This window comes from Geodermatophilus sp. SYSU D00079 (assembly GCF_054050635.1).
In genome coordinates, this window is sequence record NZ_JBJGZS010000005.1 from 31,882 (window position 1) to 50,082 (window position 18,201).

Annotated in this window: 15 protein-coding genes and 1 pseudogene; 6 read left to right on the plus strand and 10 right to left on the minus strand. The window is 76.4% G+C overall.

The features are described 5' to 3' along the window. The first annotated feature begins 91 nt into the window (after window positions 1–91). Entirely contained in the window at window positions 92–838 is a 747-nt protein-coding gene (locus tag ACI79E_RS06445) for a hypothetical protein (protein WP_456931700.1), read from the plus strand. Here ACI79E_RS06445 and ACI79E_RS06450 read toward each other — a convergent pair. The 5 genes and pseudogenes from ACI79E_RS06450 to ACI79E_RS06470 all read right to left on the minus strand — a co-directional run bounded on the left by ACI79E_RS06450 (window position 835) and on the right by ACI79E_RS06470 (window position 6,171). Next, window positions 835–1,770 carry a transglutaminase family protein gene (locus tag ACI79E_RS06450; RefSeq protein ID WP_456931701.1) on the minus strand — a complete coding sequence of 312 codons (936 nt, stop codon included), beginning with the start codon at window positions 1,768–1,770 and terminating at the stop codon, window positions 835–837. The two genes, ACI79E_RS06445 and ACI79E_RS06450, sit on opposite strands and share 4 nt — an antisense overlap. Then, entirely contained in the window at window positions 1,767–2,717 is a 951-nt protein-coding gene (locus ACI79E_RS06455; RefSeq protein WP_456931702.1) for an alpha-E domain-containing protein, read from the minus strand. The genes ACI79E_RS06450 and ACI79E_RS06455 overlap by 4 nt, the downstream gene beginning before the upstream one ends. Beyond that, window positions 2,711–4,335 (minus strand): annotated as a pseudogene (locus ACI79E_RS06460) (circularly permuted type 2 ATP-grasp protein). The gene ACI79E_RS06455 and the pseudogene ACI79E_RS06460 overlap by 7 nt, the downstream one beginning before the upstream one ends. A 10-nt stretch (window positions 4,336–4,345) precedes the next feature. Next, complete coding sequence (locus ACI79E_RS06465; protein WP_456931703.1) at window positions 4,346–5,155, minus strand: class I SAM-dependent methyltransferase; 810 nt, start codon at window positions 5,153–5,155, stop codon at window positions 4,346–4,348. Continuing rightward, window positions 5,152–6,171: a methylenetetrahydrofolate reductase C-terminal domain-containing protein gene (locus ACI79E_RS06470; RefSeq protein WP_456931704.1), complete on the minus strand. Its 1,020-nt coding sequence runs from the start codon at window positions 6,169–6,171 to the stop codon at window positions 5,152–5,154. Before ACI79E_RS06470 ends, ACI79E_RS06465 begins: the two co-directional genes overlap by 4 nt. A 233-nt stretch (window positions 6,172–6,404) precedes the next feature. Between ACI79E_RS06470 and ACI79E_RS06475 the strand changes: the two genes are divergently transcribed. From ACI79E_RS06475 to ACI79E_RS06485, 3 genes are all read left to right on the plus strand, one after another. Beyond that, complete coding sequence (locus ACI79E_RS06475; RefSeq protein WP_456931705.1) at window positions 6,405–7,394, plus strand: pirin family protein; 990 nt, start codon at window positions 6,405–6,407, stop codon at window positions 7,392–7,394. Window positions 7,395–7,473: 79 nt separating this feature from the next. Further along, window positions 7,474–8,139, plus strand: coding sequence for a DUF5996 family protein (locus ACI79E_RS06480; protein ID WP_456931706.1), 666 nt, complete (start codon window positions 7,474–7,476; stop codon window positions 8,137–8,139). 34 nt (window positions 8,140–8,173) lie between these two features. Next, window positions 8,174–9,142: a pirin family protein gene (locus tag ACI79E_RS06485; protein WP_456931707.1), complete on the plus strand. Its 969-nt coding sequence runs from the start codon at window positions 8,174–8,176 to the stop codon at window positions 9,140–9,142. Window positions 9,143–9,199: 57 nt separating this feature from the next. Here the strand turns inward: ACI79E_RS06485 and ACI79E_RS06490 are convergent, their stop codons facing one another. Then, window positions 9,200–10,270, minus strand: coding sequence for an SDR family oxidoreductase (locus ACI79E_RS06490; RefSeq protein WP_456931708.1), 1,071 nt, complete (start codon window positions 10,268–10,270; stop codon window positions 9,200–9,202). 119 nt (window positions 10,271–10,389) lie between these two features. Here ACI79E_RS06490 and ACI79E_RS06495 point away from each other — a divergent pair, with 119 nt between their 5' ends. Then, window positions 10,390–10,824: a PPOX class F420-dependent oxidoreductase gene (locus ACI79E_RS06495; RefSeq protein WP_456931709.1), complete on the plus strand. Its 435-nt coding sequence runs from the start codon at window positions 10,390–10,392 to the stop codon at window positions 10,822–10,824. Window positions 10,825–10,938: 114 nt separating this feature from the next. Here ACI79E_RS06495 and ACI79E_RS06500 read toward each other — a convergent pair whose 3' ends face one another. The 3 genes from ACI79E_RS06500 to ACI79E_RS06510 form a co-directional block, all read right to left on the minus strand. Beyond that, window positions 10,939–11,706: a VOC family protein gene (locus ACI79E_RS06500; protein WP_456931710.1), complete on the minus strand. Its 768-nt coding sequence runs from the start codon at window positions 11,704–11,706 to the stop codon at window positions 10,939–10,941. Window positions 11,707–11,792: 86 nt separating this feature from the next. Next, a complete protein-coding gene (locus ACI79E_RS06505; protein ID WP_456931711.1) occupies window positions 11,793–13,829 on the minus strand; it encodes a TPM domain-containing protein in 2,037 nt (678 codons plus the stop codon). A gap of 119 nt (window positions 13,830–13,948) precedes the next feature. Continuing rightward, complete coding sequence (locus ACI79E_RS06510) at window positions 13,949–15,976, minus strand: TPM domain-containing protein (protein WP_456931712.1); 2,028 nt, start codon at window positions 15,974–15,976, stop codon at window positions 13,949–13,951. 113 nt (window positions 15,977–16,089) lie between these two features. On the opposite strand from ACI79E_RS06510, the gene ACI79E_RS06515 reads away from it, so the two are divergent. Continuing rightward, window positions 16,090–16,446, plus strand: a complete 357-nt coding sequence (locus ACI79E_RS06515) for a Rieske (2Fe-2S) protein (RefSeq protein WP_456931713.1) — start codon at window positions 16,090–16,092, stop codon at window positions 16,444–16,446. Between the two features lie 61 nt (window positions 16,447–16,507). Here the strand turns inward: ACI79E_RS06515 and ACI79E_RS06520 are convergent, their stop codons facing one another. Continuing rightward, window positions 16,508–18,196, minus strand: coding sequence for a dipeptide ABC transporter ATP-binding protein (locus ACI79E_RS06520; protein WP_456931714.1), 1,689 nt, complete (start codon window positions 18,194–18,196; stop codon window positions 16,508–16,510). Window positions 18,197–18,201: the final 5 nt, after the last annotated feature.

An 18,201-nucleotide genomic window follows, 5' to 3' on the forward strand; every position in this document is an offset into this window, starting at 1 on the left:
GTGCTCCGCAAGGACCTCGCAAGCCCGGCCCCGGAGGCTCTGCCCATCGACCCGCGCCGCCCTGACGGCGCGCTGACCTGGAGGTGGGCAGATGACCACGGCGGCAGTCCTCGCCCGAGGGACCACGCACCCGGCACGCGGTGCGCAGCAGACGGCCCGGGCGACGCTGCTCGCCGTCCGCCGGGCGTCGCGGGGGACGTCGGGCGCCGCGGCGCCGGTCTGGTGGGCGCGGCTGGCCGAGCACGGTGCGGCGTCGGCCGAGCACTCGCTGGTCGCCGTCGGCTCCGCGCGGTTCCCGGACGGCACCCCGGTCGACCTCACCGCCGTCCACTCCCGGGGACGGCGGCCGGCGGGCTGGCTGGTCGACGTCCGGTACCGGGTCACCGACGGGTCCGTGGTCCGGGTGGAGCTCGCCGCGGAGCCGGTCGACCGGTGCCCGCCGCTCTGGTTCGCCGAGGTGCACTCCGCCACCAGCGGCATCCCCTCGGTGTCGCTGTTGGCCTTCCGGGGTGGCGACGTCCGGCCGGGTTCGCTGCTCGGCCCGCACGAGGTGGCCGCCGCGGGCCTGCGGCGGGACGACGCCGTCGGCGAGGTCCGGTGGTGGACCCGTTCCGGCGTCGTCGACACGGTGACCGTGGCCGCCGGTCTGCGGCGCCGTGGCGTGGGCCGGGCGCTGGTGACCGTGGCCGAGGCGCTGCGGGTGCTGCGTGGCTGGGCGCCGCTGCGCTCCGACGGCCGGCTGACCGACGCCGGCGCGGCGTGGCTGGCCGCGGCCCCGGCGCACTGGGCACCGCGGCTGGCCACCCGCACCGAGCGGCTCCCTGCCCAGCGGGCCTAGGCCAGGCGGGTGACCTCGACGGTGACGGTGTGCCCCTCGCTGCCGGGCCCGGAGAAGATGCCCTTGAACGGCGGGACGTCGCCGTAGTCGCGGCCCCGCCCGAGGGTGACGTGCCGGTGGGCGACCTCGACGGCGTTGGTGGGGTCGAACCCGCACCAGCCGCCGTCCCACCACTCCACCCAGGCGTGGCTCTCCCCCGTCACCGTCTGCCCGACCCCGGCCTCCCGCCGGGGGTGCAGGTAGCCGGACACGTACCGCGCCGGCAGCCCGAGCGCGCGCAGCAGGCCGACGGTGACGTGCGAGATGTCCTGGCAGACCCCCTGGCCGGTGCGCCACGCCTGCATGGCGTTGGTCTTCACGTTGGTGGAGCCGGACAGGTACTCCATGCGCTCGCGGACCAGTCGGCAGACCGCGGCACCGGTCTCGTGCGGGTCGGCGTCCCCGACCGCGGCCCGGACCTCGGCCACGACGTCCTCGTCGATGGCGGTGAGCGCGGTGGGGGCGAGCAGTTCACCGAACCGGTCGCGCACCTCCGGCCCCTGCAGCTGCGCCCAGCCGGCGTGCTCGTGCTCGGCGGGCTCCGGCCCGGCCTCGACGATCGACGTCCCGGTCACCACCAGCTCGGTGTGCGGGGTGTGCAGGTCGAAGGCGGTGACCGTCGAGCCCCAGTAGTCGCGGTAGGCGAAGGCGGTGGCGCCGGGCTCGATCTCCACCCGGGAGCGCAGCGTGGTCTGCCGGGTGCTGTTCTCCGGGGTCAGCCGGGCCTCGTTGTAGGAGGACCGCACCGGCCCGCCGTACCGGAAGCGGGTGCGGTGCACGACCTGCAGCCGCCAGCGGTCACCCGGGGGCCGCGGGCCGGACCGCTGGGTCTGGGACAGCCCGCCCAGGGTCTGGGTCTGGCCGCCGGGCGTCTGGCTCTGCGTCTGGCTCACGCCACCCCCTCCGGGACCCACACCTGCGGCGCCTGCTCGGTGAAGAACCGGTTGGTCACCGCGGCGCTGGCCAGCGAGCAGGTCCGCTGCAGCTCCTCCAGCCGCGCCGGCAGCTGGCCCAGGAGCTCGGGGGTGCTCATGAACTCGAGCATGGTGCGCGCCCGCCCCACGATGCGGTGCGCCTCGCCGGCGACCCCGATGCGCGTGGCGTCGCGGACCGGGGAGCGCTCCAGCTCGGCCAGGCACGCCTCGGCCTGCTCCAGCGCGGCGAACACCGAGCGGGGGAACAGCCGGTCCAGCAGCAGGAACTCCGAGGCGCGGCTGGAGTCGACCATCCCCCGGTAGGTGCGCAGGTAGGGCTCGTAGGCACCGGTGGAGCGCAGCACGAGGGTCCAGGACGGCGCGGCGTCACCGGCCAGCACGCGGGTGGAGATGATCCGGGCGGTCATGTCCACCCGCTCCAGCGAGCGGCCGAGGATGAGGAACAGCCAGCTCTCGTCGCGGCTCATCGTGGCGTCGGCCAGCCCGAACACCATCGCCGAGCGCTCCCGGACGAACCGGAACAGCGAGTGCGGGCCGTACCGGCGGGCCATCGTCCGCTGCTGCGGCAGCGCGTTGTGGGTGACGTTGAGCGACTCCCAGATCTCGGCCGAGAGCACCTCACGGGCGCCGCGGGCGTTCTCCCGCGCCGCCGAGAGCGCCCCGACGATGGAGCTGGGGCTGCCCCGCTCGAACGCGAGGGTGGCCAGCACCCGCTCGGTGTCGGCCTCGTCGTCGGGCACCTGCGCGCCCATGAGGGACAGCAGGGTGGCGCAGGCGCTGCGCTCGTCGATCCACGGGTCCTCGACCAGCCGCTGGGTGTGGACGTCGAGGATGCGGGCGGTGTCGTCGGCCCGCTCGACGTAGCGGCCGATCCAGAACAGGGACTCCGCGATCCGGCTCAGCACGGCACCGTCCTCCCCCGAGCGGCCAAAGTGGCCACAAAGGCCGTTTGCTGCTGCTGCTGGGACTGGTCGACCAGGACGTCGCCGGCCGGACCGGGGTCGGGAGCCGGCGACTCCTCGGCCAGGTCGGCGGTGGTGAACTCGATCCGGGTGAGCCCGGTCGCGGGCTCGTCGGCCTCGGCGGCCGGCCGGGGCGGGCTGAGCACCCAGGTGTCCTTGGAGCCCCCGCCCTGGCTGGAGTTGACCACCAGCTCGCCCTCGGGCAGCGCCACGCGGGTGAGTCCGCCGGGCAGCACCCACACCCGGTCGCCGTCGTTGACCGCGAACGGCCGCAGGTCCACGTGCCGGGGGGCGATCCGGCCGCCGACCAGCGTCGGGCAGGTCGACAGGCCGATCGGTTTCTGTGCGATCCAGTCCCGCGGGCGGGCGCGCACCTTGACCGCCAGCTCCTCGATGGTCCGCTCGTCGGCGCGCGGGCCGATGACGATGCCCTTGCCGCCGGAGCCGTCGACCGGCTTGAGCACCAGCTGGTCCAGCGACTCCAGCACCCACCGGACGACGTCCGGGTCGTCCAGGCGGTAGGTGTCGGCGTTGGCCAGCAGCGGCTCCTCGGCCAGGTAGTAGCGGACGAGGTCGGGCACCCAGGTGTAGAGCAGCTTGTCGTCGGCGACGCCGTTGCCCACGGCGTTGGCGATGGTGACCCGGCCGGCGCGGGCGGCGTTGAGCAGGCCGGCGCAGCCGATCACGGAGTCGGGGCGGAAGTGCACCGGGTCGAGGAACTCGTCGTCGATCCGGCGGTAGATGACGTCGACGCGGCGCTGGCCGTCCGTCGTCCGCATGCTGACCTGGTTGCCCGCGCAGACCAGGTCGCGGCCCTCGACCAGCTCGACGCCCATCTGCCGGGCCAGCAGCGCGTGCTCGAAGTACGCGGAGTTGTAGACCCCCGGCGTCAGGACGACGACGTCGGGTCGGGGACGGTGGACGGCGCCGAGGCCTTGAGCGCGGCCAGCAGCCGGGTCGGGTAGTCGGCGACCGGCTGGATGCGGTGGTCGGCGAACAGCTCCGGCAGCACCTGGCTCATCGCCGCCCGGTTGGTGATGACGTAGCTGACCCCCGACGGCGAGCGCAGGTTGTCCTCGAGCACGCGGAAGTCGCCGGCCTCGTCGCGGACCAGGTCGATGCCGGACACGTGCACACGCACCCCGTTGGGCGGCACCAGCCCGTGCGCCTGCCGGTGGAAGTGGGCGCTGGTGGTGACCACGCTGCGCGGCACCACCCCGTCGGCGAACACCTGGCCCGCCCCGTAGACGTCGGCCAGGAAGGCCTCCAGCGCCAGGACCCGCTGGGCCACGCCCCGCTCGATGAGCGACCACTCCTCGGCGCCGATGACCCGCGGGACGATGTCGAGGGGGAACGGCTGCTCCTCACCGGCGTGCGCGAAGGTGACCCCGGCGTCGCGGTAGGTCTGGGAGAGCAGGTCGGCGCGGGCGGAGAGCTCCTCCCCCGCCATCGGCTGCAGGGAGGTGTGCAGCCCGGAGTACGCCGGCCGCGGCTGGCCGACCTCTCCGAACATCTCGTCCCACTGCTGCCCGAGGGGGTAGCCGTCGAAGAGGTCCGCCATGGCGACGAACCTAGTTCTGCGGCGTGTCCTGCGCGTTTCGGCGCAGGTCGGGACGGGGTTGCGCCACGGCCACGCCCAGCCACGGCCGCAGGGCGCCGTCGGAGAGCAGCCGGCCGACCCGGCGGGACTGCTCCTGCGCCTCGGCCCAGCGGGGGTCGGCCCCGTGGCGGCGGGCCACCACGGCGTCCACCGCGTCGGCGCGCTCCGACCACTCCGCCGGGCTGTCGCCGAGGTCGGCGGTGGCGGTCTCCTCCAGTCGCAGCCCGGCCGCGTCCAGCAAGCCGAGCAGCTCCTGCTCGGCGGGGAACTCGTTGCCCTCGGGCAGCGGCGGGGGCAGGGCGCGCTCGGCGACGAAGACCAGCAGGCCCAGCCGCCCGCCGTCGCGCAGCACCCGCCGCAGCTCGGCCAGCGCCGCCGCCTTGTCCGAGGTGGTGCACAGCACGCCCAGGCACCACGCGGCGTCGAACGCGCCGTCGGCGAAGGGGAGCTGCTGGGCCACCGCGGTCACCGACGGCAGGCCGAAGAGCCGGGCTGCGGCACCCGCGGCGGCGTGCATCGGCTCGGCGCAGACCGCCCGGACCCCCCGCTCGGCCGCCAGCCACCCGGCCGGCCCACCGACACCGGCGCCGTCGTCGAGCACCCGGCTGCCCGGGGCGAGGTCCAGCCGGTCGGCCAGCCAGCGCAGCCCGCCCTCGCTGCCGCTGCCCCGGCAGCCGGCCGGGACCGCGTGGTCGGGCCCGAGCTCGCGGACCGCCTCCTCGGTCCACCGCGCGACGGTGCCGAACTCGGCCTCCATCGCCTCGCTCTCCAGCTCGCTCACGCGGCCTCCTTGATCGTGGCGGCCACCTCGGCCTTGACCTGCGCACCCGCGTCCTCGCCGTCGGCCGACGCCAGGCCGGAGAGGTTCACCCCCACCACCCCGGGGACGGCGAGCAGCGCCCGCGCCTCCGCGACGGCCGTGGCGATCCCCGCCGCCCGCGGGTCGGCCGCGGCGAGGACCCGCTCCACGGCGTCGTCGTCCACCTGCAGGCCGGGGAAGCGCTGGAAGATCCCGGCCGAGCGCTCGTCGGTGTAGACCGCGACCGCGGCGACGAAGGGCAGGGTGGCCCCCGCGGCGCGGGCGGCGGCGACGAACCGCGCCACCTGCGCGGGGGTCCGGACGTGGTTGAGCACGCACACCTGCGCCCCGGCCCGCTGCTTGTCGGCGACCCGCGAGGGGCGCAGGTGCACCGGCGGCGCGGCCGGCGACTCCGGGACGGCGACCGGCAGCCCCGCGGCCGCGGCCAGCGCGGTCAGCCGGGGGCCGTCGAGGTCGAAGACCTGGGTGGCCCCGGGCCGGACGTCGGGGCCGCGGGCGTCCCCGGTCACGCAGAGGACGGCGTCGACGCCGACCGCCGCCAGCCCGGCCAGCTCCTGCTCCAGCACCACGCGGTTGCGGTCGCGGCAGGCCAGCGTCGTCCACGGCCGGCCGCCGGCCGCGAGCACCTCGGCGGCGAGCAGGCTGGGCGGGAGGTCGGGGCGGTTGGCGTGCTCACCGGCCAGCAGCCCGTCGGAGACCGGCCCCAGCACCTCCACGACGCGGCGCAGCGCCGGCCGGTCGAACGGCGGCACGGTCAGGTCGCTGAGGACGACCGGGTCGGCGCCGGCGCGGTCCAGCAGGCTGCCGGGCGCGGGCGGTGCGGGCTGCGGCGGCGACCCGGGCCAGGCCGGCGCGGGCTCGTGGAGGAAGACGCAGCGGTGCTCGGCGACCTCGCAGCGCTCGTCGGCCCGCACCCCGCCGCACGGCCCGAAGACCATGCGCTTGGGGCAGCCCGGCCGGCGGGCGACGTCGTCCACGGTCGCAGGCTGACCGCCGTCGCCGTCGTCCAAACGCCGGCGAGATCCCGTGATCTCGCACGGCTGCGCCCCCGGACCGGTGCGAGATCCGCTGATCTCGCACGCCTGCGCCCCCGGACCGGTGCGAGATCCCCTGATCTCGCCGCGGGACGACCCGCGCGGGCGGGGGAAGACATCCGCCTCCCGCGGCGCTACAGTGGCCGCTAGTTGAGCCCTCAACCAAGGAGGCCGGCATGCCTGCCGTGACCGTCGAGGACACCACCACCCTGCCCCGCGTCCCCGTGCCCGCCCCCGGCACGGTGCGCCGCCGGGTCCGCTCGGTGACCACCGCACCGTCCGGGTTCGAGGGCGAGGGCTTCCCCGTCCGGCGCGCCTTCGCCGGCGTGGACCTGCGCGACCTGGACCCGTTCATCCACATGGACCAGATGGGCGAGGTCGAGTACGCACCGGGTGAGCCCAAGGGCACCTCGTGGCACCCGCACCGCGGCTTCGAGACCGTCACCTACATCATCGACGGCACCTTCGAGCACGCCGACTCCCACGGTGGCGGCGGCACGATCAGCAACGGCGACACCCAGTGGATGACCGCCGGCGGCGGCGTCCTGCACATCGAGCGGCCGCCGGAGCACCTGGTGGTCAGCGGCGGGCTCTTCCACGGCCTGCAGCTGTGGGTGAACCTGCCCCGGGCGCAGAAGTGGGTCGAGCCGCGCTACCAGGACCTGCGGGCGGAGCAGTCGGTGCTGCTGGCCAGCCCGGACGCCGGCGCCTTCCTGCGGGTCATCGCCGGTGACGTGGCGGGCCACCGCGGGCCCGGTGCCACGTACACGCCGATGGCGATGGTGCACGCGACGATCGCGCCCGGCGCCACCCTCGACCTGCCGTGGCGCCCGGACTTCAACGCGCTGGTCTACGTGCTCTCCGGCGCGGGGTCGGTCGGCGTCGACGCGCACCCGGTGCGCACCGGCCAGCTCGCCGTCTTCGGCCCGGGCGACACGATCACGGTCTCCGGGGCGGTCGCGCAGGAGTCCCGGACGCCGGCGCTGGACGTCGTCGTCCTCGGCGGGGCGCCGATCCGCGAGCCGATCGCGATGTACGGGCCGTTCGTCATGAACACCCGCCAGGAGGTCATGGACGCCTTCACCGACTTCCAGGCCGGCCGGCTCGGCAGCATCCCGGCACAGCGTGTCCCGCACGCCGACGTCCGGGGCGAGAGCGGCCAGTGACACCGTCCCCGGTGGCGGCTACCGCGCCGCCACCGGGGGCTGCATGCTGGCTGCCACCCGGAACCGACGAGGAGGGGCCGTGCCCGTCTTCCCACCCGTGCCGCTCGCCGAGTGGGCCGACACCAAGGAGACCCTGCACCGGTTCCTGCAGGTCGTCGGCAAGCTGCGCCTGGCCAACGCGCCCCGGCGCAACCACTGGTGGCACATCCCGTTCCACCTCACCGGACGGGGCCTGACCACCAGGCCGATGGGCTTCGACCCGGTCTTCGCCGTCGACCTCGACCTGGTCGACCACCGGCTGGAGATCGCCGGGCGCAGCTACGCCAAGACCAGCCCGGTGCACCACTTCTGGCACACCTTCGACCTCGCCGTCACCCGCTTCTCCGACCGGCGGGTCGCCCAGCCCGCGGACGTCGACCCGGTCACCCGCGAGGCCTACTCGCACGAGGTGATCAGCGCCGGCTTCTGGTTCGGTGACGACCAGGTGCCCGAGCCGGCCTTCTACTCCTACACCGCACCGGAGCCGGCCGGGCTGGCCGAGGAACCCCTGCGCCCGGCCGCGGCCCGGTGGATCGACAGCCGCGGAGCCCACCTGGCCCTGCTGCCCTACGAGGAGGTGCGGACGGCGGCCGACCCGCGCGGGGTGGTCCTGGACTTCCTGGACAGCGCCTACGTGGCCGGCGCCCGCCGCGCCGGCTGGGACCTCGCCGCCCTGCGCTGCCCGACCGCCCCCGAGTACCGATGACCCGCCCGTCCCCCGCCGTCCGGAGGTCCCGGCCATGAGCAACCTCGACCGCCGCCCACCCGCCCGCGAGCTGGGCGGGCTGGACGCCACCCCGGCCGGCCCGGTGCTGGACCTGCTGCCCGGCAAGGAGGTGCTGCTGGGCGAGAGCACCCGGGTTCGCCGGCTGCTGCCGACGCTGGGCCGCCGCCTGGTCGGCGCCTGGGCCTTCGTGGACCACTACGGCCCCGACGACATCGCCACCTCCGCCGGGATGCAGGTGGCGCCGCACCCGCACACGGGGCTGCAGACGGTGTCCTGGCTGCTGGAGGGGGAGATCCACCACATGGACTCCCTCGGCAGCGACGCCGTGGTCCGGCCGGGCGAGCTGGCGCTCATGACCGCCGGCCACGGCATCGCGCACTCCGAGCAGTCGCCCCCCGTGCACCCGCGGTTCCTGCACGGCGCCCAGCTGTGGGTGGCGCTGCCCGATGCCGCCCGCGAGGTCGCACCGGCCTTCGCCCACCACCGCGACCTGCCCGGGTTCACCTCCGACGGGCTGACCACCACCGTGCTCATGGGCTCCCTCGGCGGCGCGACGTCCCCGGGCACCGCGCACACCCCGCTGGTCGGCGCGGACCTCGACCTCGCCGCCGGCGCCGACGTCGAGCTCCCGCTCGAGCCGGACTTCGAGTACGCGCTGCTCGCCTCGTCCGGCTCGGCCTCGGTCGAGGAGGCCCCGCTGGAGCGGGGCGCGATGCTCTACCTCGGCACCGGACGGCGGTCGGTGCGGGTGCGGGCCACCGAGGCCAGCCGCCTGCTGCTGCTCGGTGGGGAGCCCTTCGAGGAGCGGATCGTCATGTGGTGGAACTTCGTCGGGCGCACCGGCGAGGAGATCGCCGAGTACGCCGAGCGCTGGAACGCCGAGGACGAGCGCTTCGGCGCGGTGCTCGGCTACGACGGCGAGCGGCTGCCGGCCCCGCCGCTGCCGCCGGTGTCCCTGAAGGCGCGTGGCCGGGTCCGCTGAGCCCGGGTGCGCCTGACGGCCGGGGCGCAACCGGCCGGGGCCAGCCGGCCGGGGGGCTCAGCGCACCGGTGGGATGACGCGTTCGGCCGCGAGCCGGTCGAAGAGCTCGAGGAAGCGGTCCTCGGTGTCGAGGCAGTCGGCGAAGCCGGCCTGACGCAGCTTGATCGTGGAGCTGACGTTGTCGAAGCCGGACCGGAAGATGAACTCGCCGAACTCCCAGCGCACGAGGTCCTCGTAGGGCGTGGGCACCAGGTCGTGGCGGGCGGCCAGCCGCTCCCACACCTCGCGCCGGTCGGCCATGGCCTCGGCCAGCGGAACCGGCTGCGGCTCGGCGTACTCGATGCCGAAGTGGCGCGCGAACGCCGGGAACAGGTGCCGCCACCGCACCTGGTCGCCGTTGGTGACGTTGTAGACCTCACCGTCGGCGCGCGGCTCGCCGCCGGCCCACACGGTGGCGCGGGCGAGCAGCTCGGCGTCGGTGACCTGGTAGAGCGCGTCGTAGGCGGCCAGGCTGCCGGGGAAGCGCAGGGGCTGCCCCAGCTCGCGGGTGATCGCGGCGTAGACCGCGATCACCATGAGCAGGTTCATCGGGTTGCCCACGGCGTAGCCGATGACCCCCTCGGGGCGGAACACGGTGAGCCGGAACCCCCGCTCCGCGGCGACCTCGCGGAGGAGGTCCTCCTGGTCGTAGTAGAAGTTCGGCTGGATGATCCGCGGGTCACGCTCCCTGGCCGGGGTGTTGAAGAAGCCCATGTGCGCGCCGTAGGCCTTGCCGCCCTGGTAGAGCGTCACGTGCTCCAGCGGCGCACCGGCGGCGGCCAGGCCGTCGAGGGTGTTGCGCAGCAGCGCGACGTTGACCTCCGACAGCTCCCGCGCCGTCGGCCGCTCGGCGTAGGCGCCGAACACCAGGTGGGTCGTGTCGCCGAGGCCGGCCAGCCCCGTCCGCGCGGTGTCGGCGTCCCCGAGGTCGACCGGGAGGTGCTCCCAGGTGGCCTGCCGTGGCGTGCGGCGGCTGACGCCCCGGACCCGCCACCCCGGCCGCCGCGCGTAGTCGGCCGCCGCGTGCGCGCCGATCACCCCGCCCGCCCCGGTCACCAGGACACTGCCCACCTGCTCCGCACCGGTCACCGCCCTCCACTCCCCCACGGGCGCCGCGTCCACACCAGGACGCCGCTCACCCCGGCTCCGGGACACGGCGACGGGCCGGCGGCGGGCACAACCGGCGCCGGGACGGCGTTCCCGCCGACATGGCTGCTCCCGTCGACCCCCGCATGCTCGCCTTCGTCGCCGAGAACCGCTGGGGGGTGCTCGCGACCGTCAAGCGGGACGGCCGCCCCCAGCTGTCCAACGTCGGCTACACCTACGACCCGGAGTCGCAGCTGGTCCGGGTGTCGGTGACCGCCGACCGGGCCAAGACGCGCAACCTGCAGGCCGACCCGCGGGTGACGCTGCACGTCTCCTCGCAGGACTTCTGGACCTGGGTCGCCGTCGAGGGCACCGCGGAGCTGACCCCGGTGGCCGCCGACCCGCACGACGCCACGGTCGAGGAGCTCATCACCTACTACCGCGGCATCTCCGGCGAGCACGAGGACTGGGACGACTACCGCGCGGCGATGGTCGCCGACCGCCGGCTGGTCGTCCGGTTCCGGCCGGACCACGCCTACGGCCAGCTCCGCGGGTGACGGCGGCGCGAACGGTGGCGGGCGCGTCGCAGGCACCCGCCACCGGCCCCGTCCAGGGCACCGCCGCGAGCTCGCGAGCGGCAGGGAGGACGGGGCCCTCTCCCGGCGCCTCGCTCAGCTCCCGGCCGGCTCCTGCATGACGGAGAACGGCGCGCCCCACGGGTCCTCCACCACGGCGAACCGGCCGTACTCGGTGTCCGTCGGCGCCATCGTCACCTTGCCGCCGCCGGCCTCCACGGTGGCCACGGCGTCGTCGGCGGAGGCGACCGAGAAGCACACCGTCCAGCCCTTCGGTGAGCCGGGCTGGTGCCCGCCGAGCCCACCGAGCGGGTTCCCGCCGGTGGCGAAGGTCGAGTACTCCACCTCGCCGTCCATGGGCACGTCCTCGAAGCTGAAGCCGAACACCGCCGAGTAGAACTCCCGCGCCGCCGCCGGGTCGTCGACGGCCGCCTCGTTCCAGACCAGCGCGCCGGGCTCGTTGTAGATCCGCGCCCCGGTGTGCGTGCCGGACTGCCACAGGCCGAAGGCGTTGCCCTGCGGGTCGAGGGCGATGGCCATGGTGCCCATCGGCCCGATCTCCATCGGCTCGACGACGACGGTGCCGCCGGCGTCGCGGATGCGGGTGGCGGTCGCCTGCGCGTCGTCCGTGGCGAAGTACGTCGTCCAGGCCGGCGAGTCACCCGGGTCCATCAGCGGGCCCAGACCGGCCGCCGGCTCACCGTTGCGGTGCGCGTTCAGGTAGCCGCCGTACTCCGGGTCGCCGCCGGTGTACTCCCAGCCGAGCAGCCGGGCGTAGAACTCCTTCGCGCCCTCGACGTCCGAGGCGCCGTAGTCGATCCAGCACGGGGTGCCGGCCGGCCAGGGGGTGTTCCGAGTGGGCATCGCTCCTCCTCCGGGTGTGGGGAGGGTCACCGTGCCACCGACCTCCGACAGTTCGGAGGCCCCGGCGAGCGGCTCGTGCGGGACGGTCAGAACTCCCCGCCGCCGAAGTCACCGCCGAAGTCGCCGCCGCCGAAGTCCGAGGCGCCCCAGTCGCCGCCCCCGAGGTCGCCCCCGTCGTGGTCGCCGAAGATCAGCCCGCCCAGCAGCAGCCCACCGAGGCCGGCGCCGACCGGCCCGATGCCACCGCGCCGGGGGGCGCCCCAGCCGCCGCCGTACCCGCCGCCCCAGTTCGAGCCGTAGCCCCCGTAGCCGCCGTACCCGGTCTGCTGCGACCAGCGCTGCACGTCGGCCTCGGCCTCGGCGAGCGCCTGCTGGGCGAGCCGGTCGGCGGTCTGCGCCGCCCGCAGGGCGGCCGCCGGGTCCGAGCCGGCCTGCCGCTCGGCCGCCGCCAGGTGCCGCTCCGCCTCGGCCAGGCGGGTCCGGGCCGTGCTGCCCACCGCGCCGCGGCGGGTGCTGATGAAGTCGCCGCCCGCGGCGACCGCCGCCCGGGCGGTGAGCAGCGCCTGGTCCAGCGCCTCGGCGGCCCGTCGGGCCCGCGTGCGCTCGTCGCGGGCGGTCTGCAGCGCCTGTTCCAGCGCGGCGTCGGCCTCCTCCAGCCGGCGCAGTGCGGCGAGGGGGTCCGGGCCCGTGCCGTCCCCACCGGAGAGGGCGGCGTCGGCGGAGGCGAGCGCGGACTCCGCGCGGGCGATCTGCGGGCGCAGGTCGCTGCGGCTGCCCGCCGCGAGCAGGGCCCGCGCCTCGGCGAGGTCCTCCTGGATGTCGGCGCGGGCCGCCGGCACCCGCTGCTCGGCGGCGGCGAGGTCCGCGCCGAGGCGGGCGATGGCGTCGAGCAGCGTGGCGCTCTGCCCCACGGCGTTCTCCGCGCCCCGCAGCCGGCCCACCGAGCGGCCGCCCTGGCCGGCCGCCTGGTCCTCGCGGGCCAGCTCCACCTCCCGGGTGGCCGCCGCCAGCCGCACCCCGGCCTCGGCGACGTTCTCGGCGACCGGCGCCACGGCTGCCGCGGCGTACCGGCCCTGCAGGTCGGCGAGCCGGCGCTCCTCGTCGGGCAGCCGCCGCTGCAGCTGCTCGATCCGCCGCGCCAGCTCGTCGGCGGCCTGGCCCGCCGTCCGCTCCCGCTCCCGCAGCTCCTCGAGCGCCGCCGCCTGGGCGCGCAGCCGCTCCCCCGCCGCATCGGCGAGCGCGAGCAGCTCGGTGAGCATCCGCCGCTGGGTGGGCTCGTCCTCGGGGATCTCGTCGTCGAGCTCCTGCCGGATGGTGAAGGCCCGCGCCAGCTCGGCCCGCGACCGGTCCAGCGCCTCGGGCAGGCCCGGCACCGCCTCCTCCCCGAAGTGGGAGCGGGCGTAGTCGAGGTCCAGCTGGGCGCCACGCACCTGCTCGTCGAGCTCCAGCAGCGCGGTGCTGCCGCGGTAGTTGAGCTGCTCGGTGGGCGTCCCGGCGTGCGGGTCGACCTCACGCCGCTGCGCCGGCGCGGCGGCCAGCTCGCGCTGCGGGGCCCGCGTGCGACGGCGGGTGAACAGGTAGGCGGCACCGGCCGCGGCGAGCAGGGCGAGGACGACGAGCAGCGCCGTCCCCCCGCCGCCCCCCGACGGGTCACCCGCCGCGGTGGACCCGCCGGCGTCGGCGGACAGGCCCTCGGCCAGCGCGACCGACGCCCCGGCCCAGTCGCCCTGGGACAGCAGCGCCTCGACGTCGCCGGACAGCACGTCCTGCAGCTCCGAGGGGTCGATCTGGTCGCCGTAGTGCACGCCGTAGACGTTGTCCTCGACGGCGACGGCCATGAGCACGTCGTCGTCGTCCAGACCGGTCTGCTCGGCGCTGGAGCGGGCCCACTCCGTCCGGTTGGTCCCGTCGAAGCTGTCGACGTAGACGACGTACAGCTCGGTGCCGGTCTCGGTGCTGAGGTCGTCCATCGCCGCCTGGACGTCGGCCTCCTCGCCGGCGTCCATGACGTCGGCCTGGTCGCTGACCTGGCTGGTCACCCCGGAGGGCGGCTCGGCCTGGGCTGGGACGGCGACGGCCAGCAGGGCGGTCAGGAAGGCCAGGACGATCGTCAGCCGGCGCACGGGTGGACCTCCGAGGTACGAGGACGCCCGTCGGGGCGTCCGGACTGTAGGCACGCGCGGCGGTCGCGCACAGTTCCCCGCCGGCCGGCCGGCGGGGCACGTCTCGCGCCACCGGCCGGTCAGAAGCGGCCACCGCCGCCGCGGCGGCCCCCACCCGAGGAGCGCCGCCCGCCGGAGGGCCGTCCGCCGCCGGACCGGCGGCCCCCACCGCCGAAGCCGCTGCTGCGGTAGCCGCCGCGCGACCCGCCGCCGCCCCCGCCGAAGAGGATGCCGCCGAGCACCAGGCTGCCCAGGTCGACGCCGCCGCCCCGACCCGGGTACCCGCCGGCGAAGCCGCCCGATCCGAAGCCGCCCGGCCCGAAGCCGCCCGGGCCGGGACCGGGGCCGCCGCCGGCCCACGAGCCGACGTCGCGCCGGGCGGCGCCGAGCGCCTGGCGGGCCAGCGCGTCGGCCTGCTGCGCCTCGCGCAGCGCACCGACCGGGTCGGATCGCCCCTGCGCCACGGCCGCGTCCAGGTGGCGCTGCGCCTCGGCGAGCCGGGTGCGGGCCTCCGGGCCGACGGCGCCCCGCCGGGTGCTGACGAAGTCGCCGGCCGCCGTGACCGCCGAGCGGGCGGCCAGCAGCGCCGGGTCCAGCGCGGCCGCCGCACGCCGGGCCTGGGCCGAGGCGTCGCGGGCACCGCCGAGGGCCTGCTCGAGGGCGGCGTCGGCCTCCTCCAGCCGGCGCAGGGCGGCCAGCGGGTCGGGCCGCCCGTCCGCGGGGGCGAGCGCCGCCGCGGCCGAGGCCAGCGCTGCCTCCGCGCGGGCCACCTGCGGCGCCAGCCCGGTGCGGTCCCCGGCGGCGACGAGCGCCCGCGCCTCGGCGAGGTCCTGCTCCGTCTCGGTGCGGACCGCCGCCACCCGCCCGGCCGCGGCGTCCAGGTCCGCGGCCAGCCGGCCGACCGCGTCGAGCAGGGTGCCGGTCTGGGCGACGGCGTCCTCGGCGGCCCGGACGTCGGTCACCGCCGCGCCCGGCTGCCCTGCGGCGAGGTCGCCCCGGGCCTCGGCGACCTCCTGCTCGGCCGCGGCCAGGCGGGCCCGTGCCTCGGACGGGTTGTCGGCGACCGGCGCCAGGGCCGTCTCGGCGTAGCGGCCGCGCAGCTCCTGCAGCCGCTGCTCCTCGGCGGGCACGCGGGCGCGCAGCTCGGCGATCCGCGGCTCGAGGGCGTCGAGCACCTGCGGTGCGGTGTGCTCGAGGTCCCGCAGCTGCGCGAAGGCCTCGGCCTGGTCGTCGAGCCGGGCGTCGGCGGTCGCGACCAGCGCGAGCAACTCGGTCAGCAGCCGCCGCCTCGCCGCGTCGTCCTCGGGCACCTCGTCGTCGAGCTGCTGGCGCAGCGCGAAGGCGCGCGCGAGCTCGGCCTCGGACTCCGCCAGCGCGGTGTCGAACCCGGTCACCGCCTCCGGGCCGTACTGGGCGCGGGCGAAGTCGAGGTCGATCCGCGAGGTCTGCACCTGCTCGTCGAGCTCCAGCAGCGCCGTGCCCGCCCGGTTCTGCAGCTCCTGCGTGGGCACCCCGGCGTGCGGGTCGGCCGGGCCCGCGCCCGGCCGCTGCACCGACCGGCCGCGCCGGCGGGAGCGGGCGACCAGCCACGCCCCGCCCCCGACCACGGCCAGGCCCCCGACGACCAGCAGCGCGGTAGCACCCCCGCCGCCTCCGCCCCCGCCGCGCAGGCCGTTGGCCAGGGCGACCACGGCGCCGGCCCAGTCCCCCTCGGAGAGCGCCGGCTCGACGTCCTCGGCCAGCAGCGCGTCGACCTCCTGGTCGGAGAGCCGGAAGCCCTCGTCGACCGAGACGCCGTAGGCGCGGTCGTCGACGGCCACGGCGAGGAGCACGTCGGTGCTGCCCAGCTGGGAGGCCCGGGCGGCGTCGATGGCCCACTGCCGGCCGGGGACGCCGTCGAACCCGGGGACGAACGCGACCCACAGCTGGGTGCCGTCCTCGGCGCGCAGCGCGTCGAGCGCCTCCTCGACGCGGGCCTCCTCGCCGGAGAGGGCCCCGACCTGGTCGACCACCTGCTCGTCGAGGCGGAAGGGCGGCACGGCCAGCGCCGGCCCACCCGCGACCAGCAGCACGGCCAGCACCCCCAGGACGACGACCAGCCGCCGCACGGGCACCTCCGGGGTGGGACGACGATCGCAGCGCCCGCGACCCTACCGACGCCGGAGGGGTCCGGGCGCGTCGCACGGGGTACGGGCGCCGGACGCCGTCCCGAGGAGGTCCCGTGTCCGAGCCCGACCGCATCCCCGCCGCCGACCTGCCACCCGGGGCGGTCCGCCGTGTCGGCGACTGGGCCGTGGGCAACCGCGACGGGGAGTACTTCGCCGTCTCCCGCCGCTGCCGCCACCAGCTGGCCGACCTGGCCGAGGGCAGCATCGACGCCGACGGCTGCCTGGTCTGCCCGTGGCACCAGAGCCGGTACGACGTGCGGACCGGGGAGATGGTGGCCGGGCCGCGCGGCTTCCTCGGCTACCACGGCCCGACCCCGGGCTACACGCAGTTCGTCCGCGCCTACGCCCGCGTGCTGCGGCTGCGGGTGCGTCGCGCGGTCCGCCGCGGCGCCGACGTCGTCCTGGAGTGAGCGGTGGCCCCGTCCCGGTCCCGCCCCGAGCCTGCGAGGGTGGGACCGGGACGGGGTCCCCCTACTCGCGGAGCTGCTGCCAGACCGCCCGGCGGCGGGCCTGCTCGTCGGGGTCCGGCACCGGCAGCGACGCCAGGAGCCGCTGGGTGTACGGGTGCTGCGGCGCCCCGAGCACCTCGGCACCCGTGCCCTCCTCGACCAGCCGGCCGCGGTAGAGCACGGCGATCCGGTCGGCCAGCAGGTCGACGACGGCCAGGTCGTGGCTGATGAACAGGCACGCGAAGCCCAGCTCCCGCTGCAGCTCGGCGAACAGCTCCAGCACCCGCGCCTGCACCGAGACGTCGAGGGCCGAGGTGGGCTCGTCGGCGATGAGCAGTTCGGGGTCCAGCGCCAGTGCCCGCGCCAGGCTGGCCCGCTGCCGCTGCCCGCCGGAGAGCTCGTGCGGGAAGCGGTCCCCGAAGGACCTCGGCAGCTGGACGGCCTCGAGCAGCTCGTCGACCCGGCCGCGCGCGGCCCGCGGGTCGTCGGCCCGGCCGTTGACCACCAGGGGCTCGGCGACCGCGTCGGCGATGGTCAGCAGCGGGTTGAAGCTCGACGCCGGGTCCTGGAAGACGAACCCGATGCGGGGGCGCACCGGGCGGAACGCCTTCTCCTTGACGCCCCGCATCTCGGTGCCGAGCACCTGCAGCGAGCCGCCGGTGACCCGGGTCAGCCCCGCGATCGCCCGCCCGATCGTCGTCTTGCCGCTGCCGCTCTCGCCCACCAGACCGAGGACCTCACCGGGCCGGATGGCGAGGCTGACGCCGTCCACCGCGACGAAGTCCGGCTGCCGCAGCCGCCCGGGGTAGACGATCCGCAGGTCACGGGCCTCCACCACCGGCGGTGCCGCGGCCCAGCCCGGCGGGCGGGTGGCCGCCCGCTCCTGGGCGCGCGCCCGGCCCTCACCCAGCCGCGGCACCGATCCCAGCAGCTGCCGGGTGTACTCGTCGCGCGGCGCGGAGAACAGCGTCCGGACGTCGGCCTGCTCGACGATCCGCCCCTGGTACATGACCGCGACCCGGTCGGCGAGGTCCGCGACGACACCCATGTTGTGGGTGATCAGCACGATCGCGGCGCCGAACTCGTCACGGCAGCGGCGCAGCAGGTCGAGGATCTCGGCCTGCACGGTGACGTCGAGGGCGGTGGTCGGCTCGTCGGCGATGATCACGCCGGGGTCGAGCACCAGGGCCTGGGCGATGACGATGCGCTGCTTCTGCCCGCCGGAGAACTGGTGCGGGTAGTGGTCGACCCGCACCTCGGGATCGGGGATGCCGACCCGGCGCAGGACCTCGACCGCCTGGGCGCGGGCCTCCTTGCGGCTGACCTTCCCGTGCGCCCGCAGCCCCTCGGCGATCTGCCAGCCCACCGGGTAGACCGGGTTGAGCGCGGTGGAGGGCTCCTGGAACACCATCGCGGCGTCCCGCCCGCGCACGTCACCCAGTTGCCGGCGGGACAGGGTGACGACGTCGTGCTCCGCCGTCCCGTCCTTGCTGCGCAGCACGACCGCGCCGCGGGTGGCCGCGGTCTCCGGCAGCAGGCCGAGGATGCTGCGCGCGGTCACGGTCTTGCCGCTGCCGCTCTCCCCCACGACGGCGAGCACCTCGCCGGCGGCCACCGACAGGCTCACGCCCTGGACGGCGGTGATCGTCCCGGCGTCGGTGGCGAAGGAGACCGAGAGGTCCTCGATGTCGACGACGTCGTCGCCGCGCATGCCCG

Excerpts from the sequence above, each read along its gene's own strand:
- ACI79E_RS06445 (WP_456931700.1), top strand. The coding sequence starts at position 92 with ATGACCACGGCGGCAGTCCTCGCCCGAGGGACCACGCACCCGGCACGC.
- ACI79E_RS06520 (WP_456931714.1), bottom strand. The coding sequence starts at position 18,196 with ATGCGCGGCGACGACGTCGTCGACATCGAGGACCTCTCGGTCTCCTTC.
- ACI79E_RS06485 (WP_456931707.1), top strand. The coding sequence starts at position 8,174 with ATGAGCAACCTCGACCGCCGCCCACCCGCCCGCGAGCTGGGCGGGCTG.
- ACI79E_RS06500 (WP_456931710.1), bottom strand. The coding sequence starts at position 11,706 with ATGCCCACTCGGAACACCCCCTGGCCGGCCGGCACCCCGTGCTGGATC.
- ACI79E_RS06475 (WP_456931705.1), top strand. The coding sequence starts at position 6,405 with ATGCCTGCCGTGACCGTCGAGGACACCACCACCCTGCCCCGCGTCCCC.
- ACI79E_RS06495 (WP_456931709.1), top strand. The coding sequence starts at position 10,390 with ATGGCTGCTCCCGTCGACCCCCGCATGCTCGCCTTCGTCGCCGAGAAC.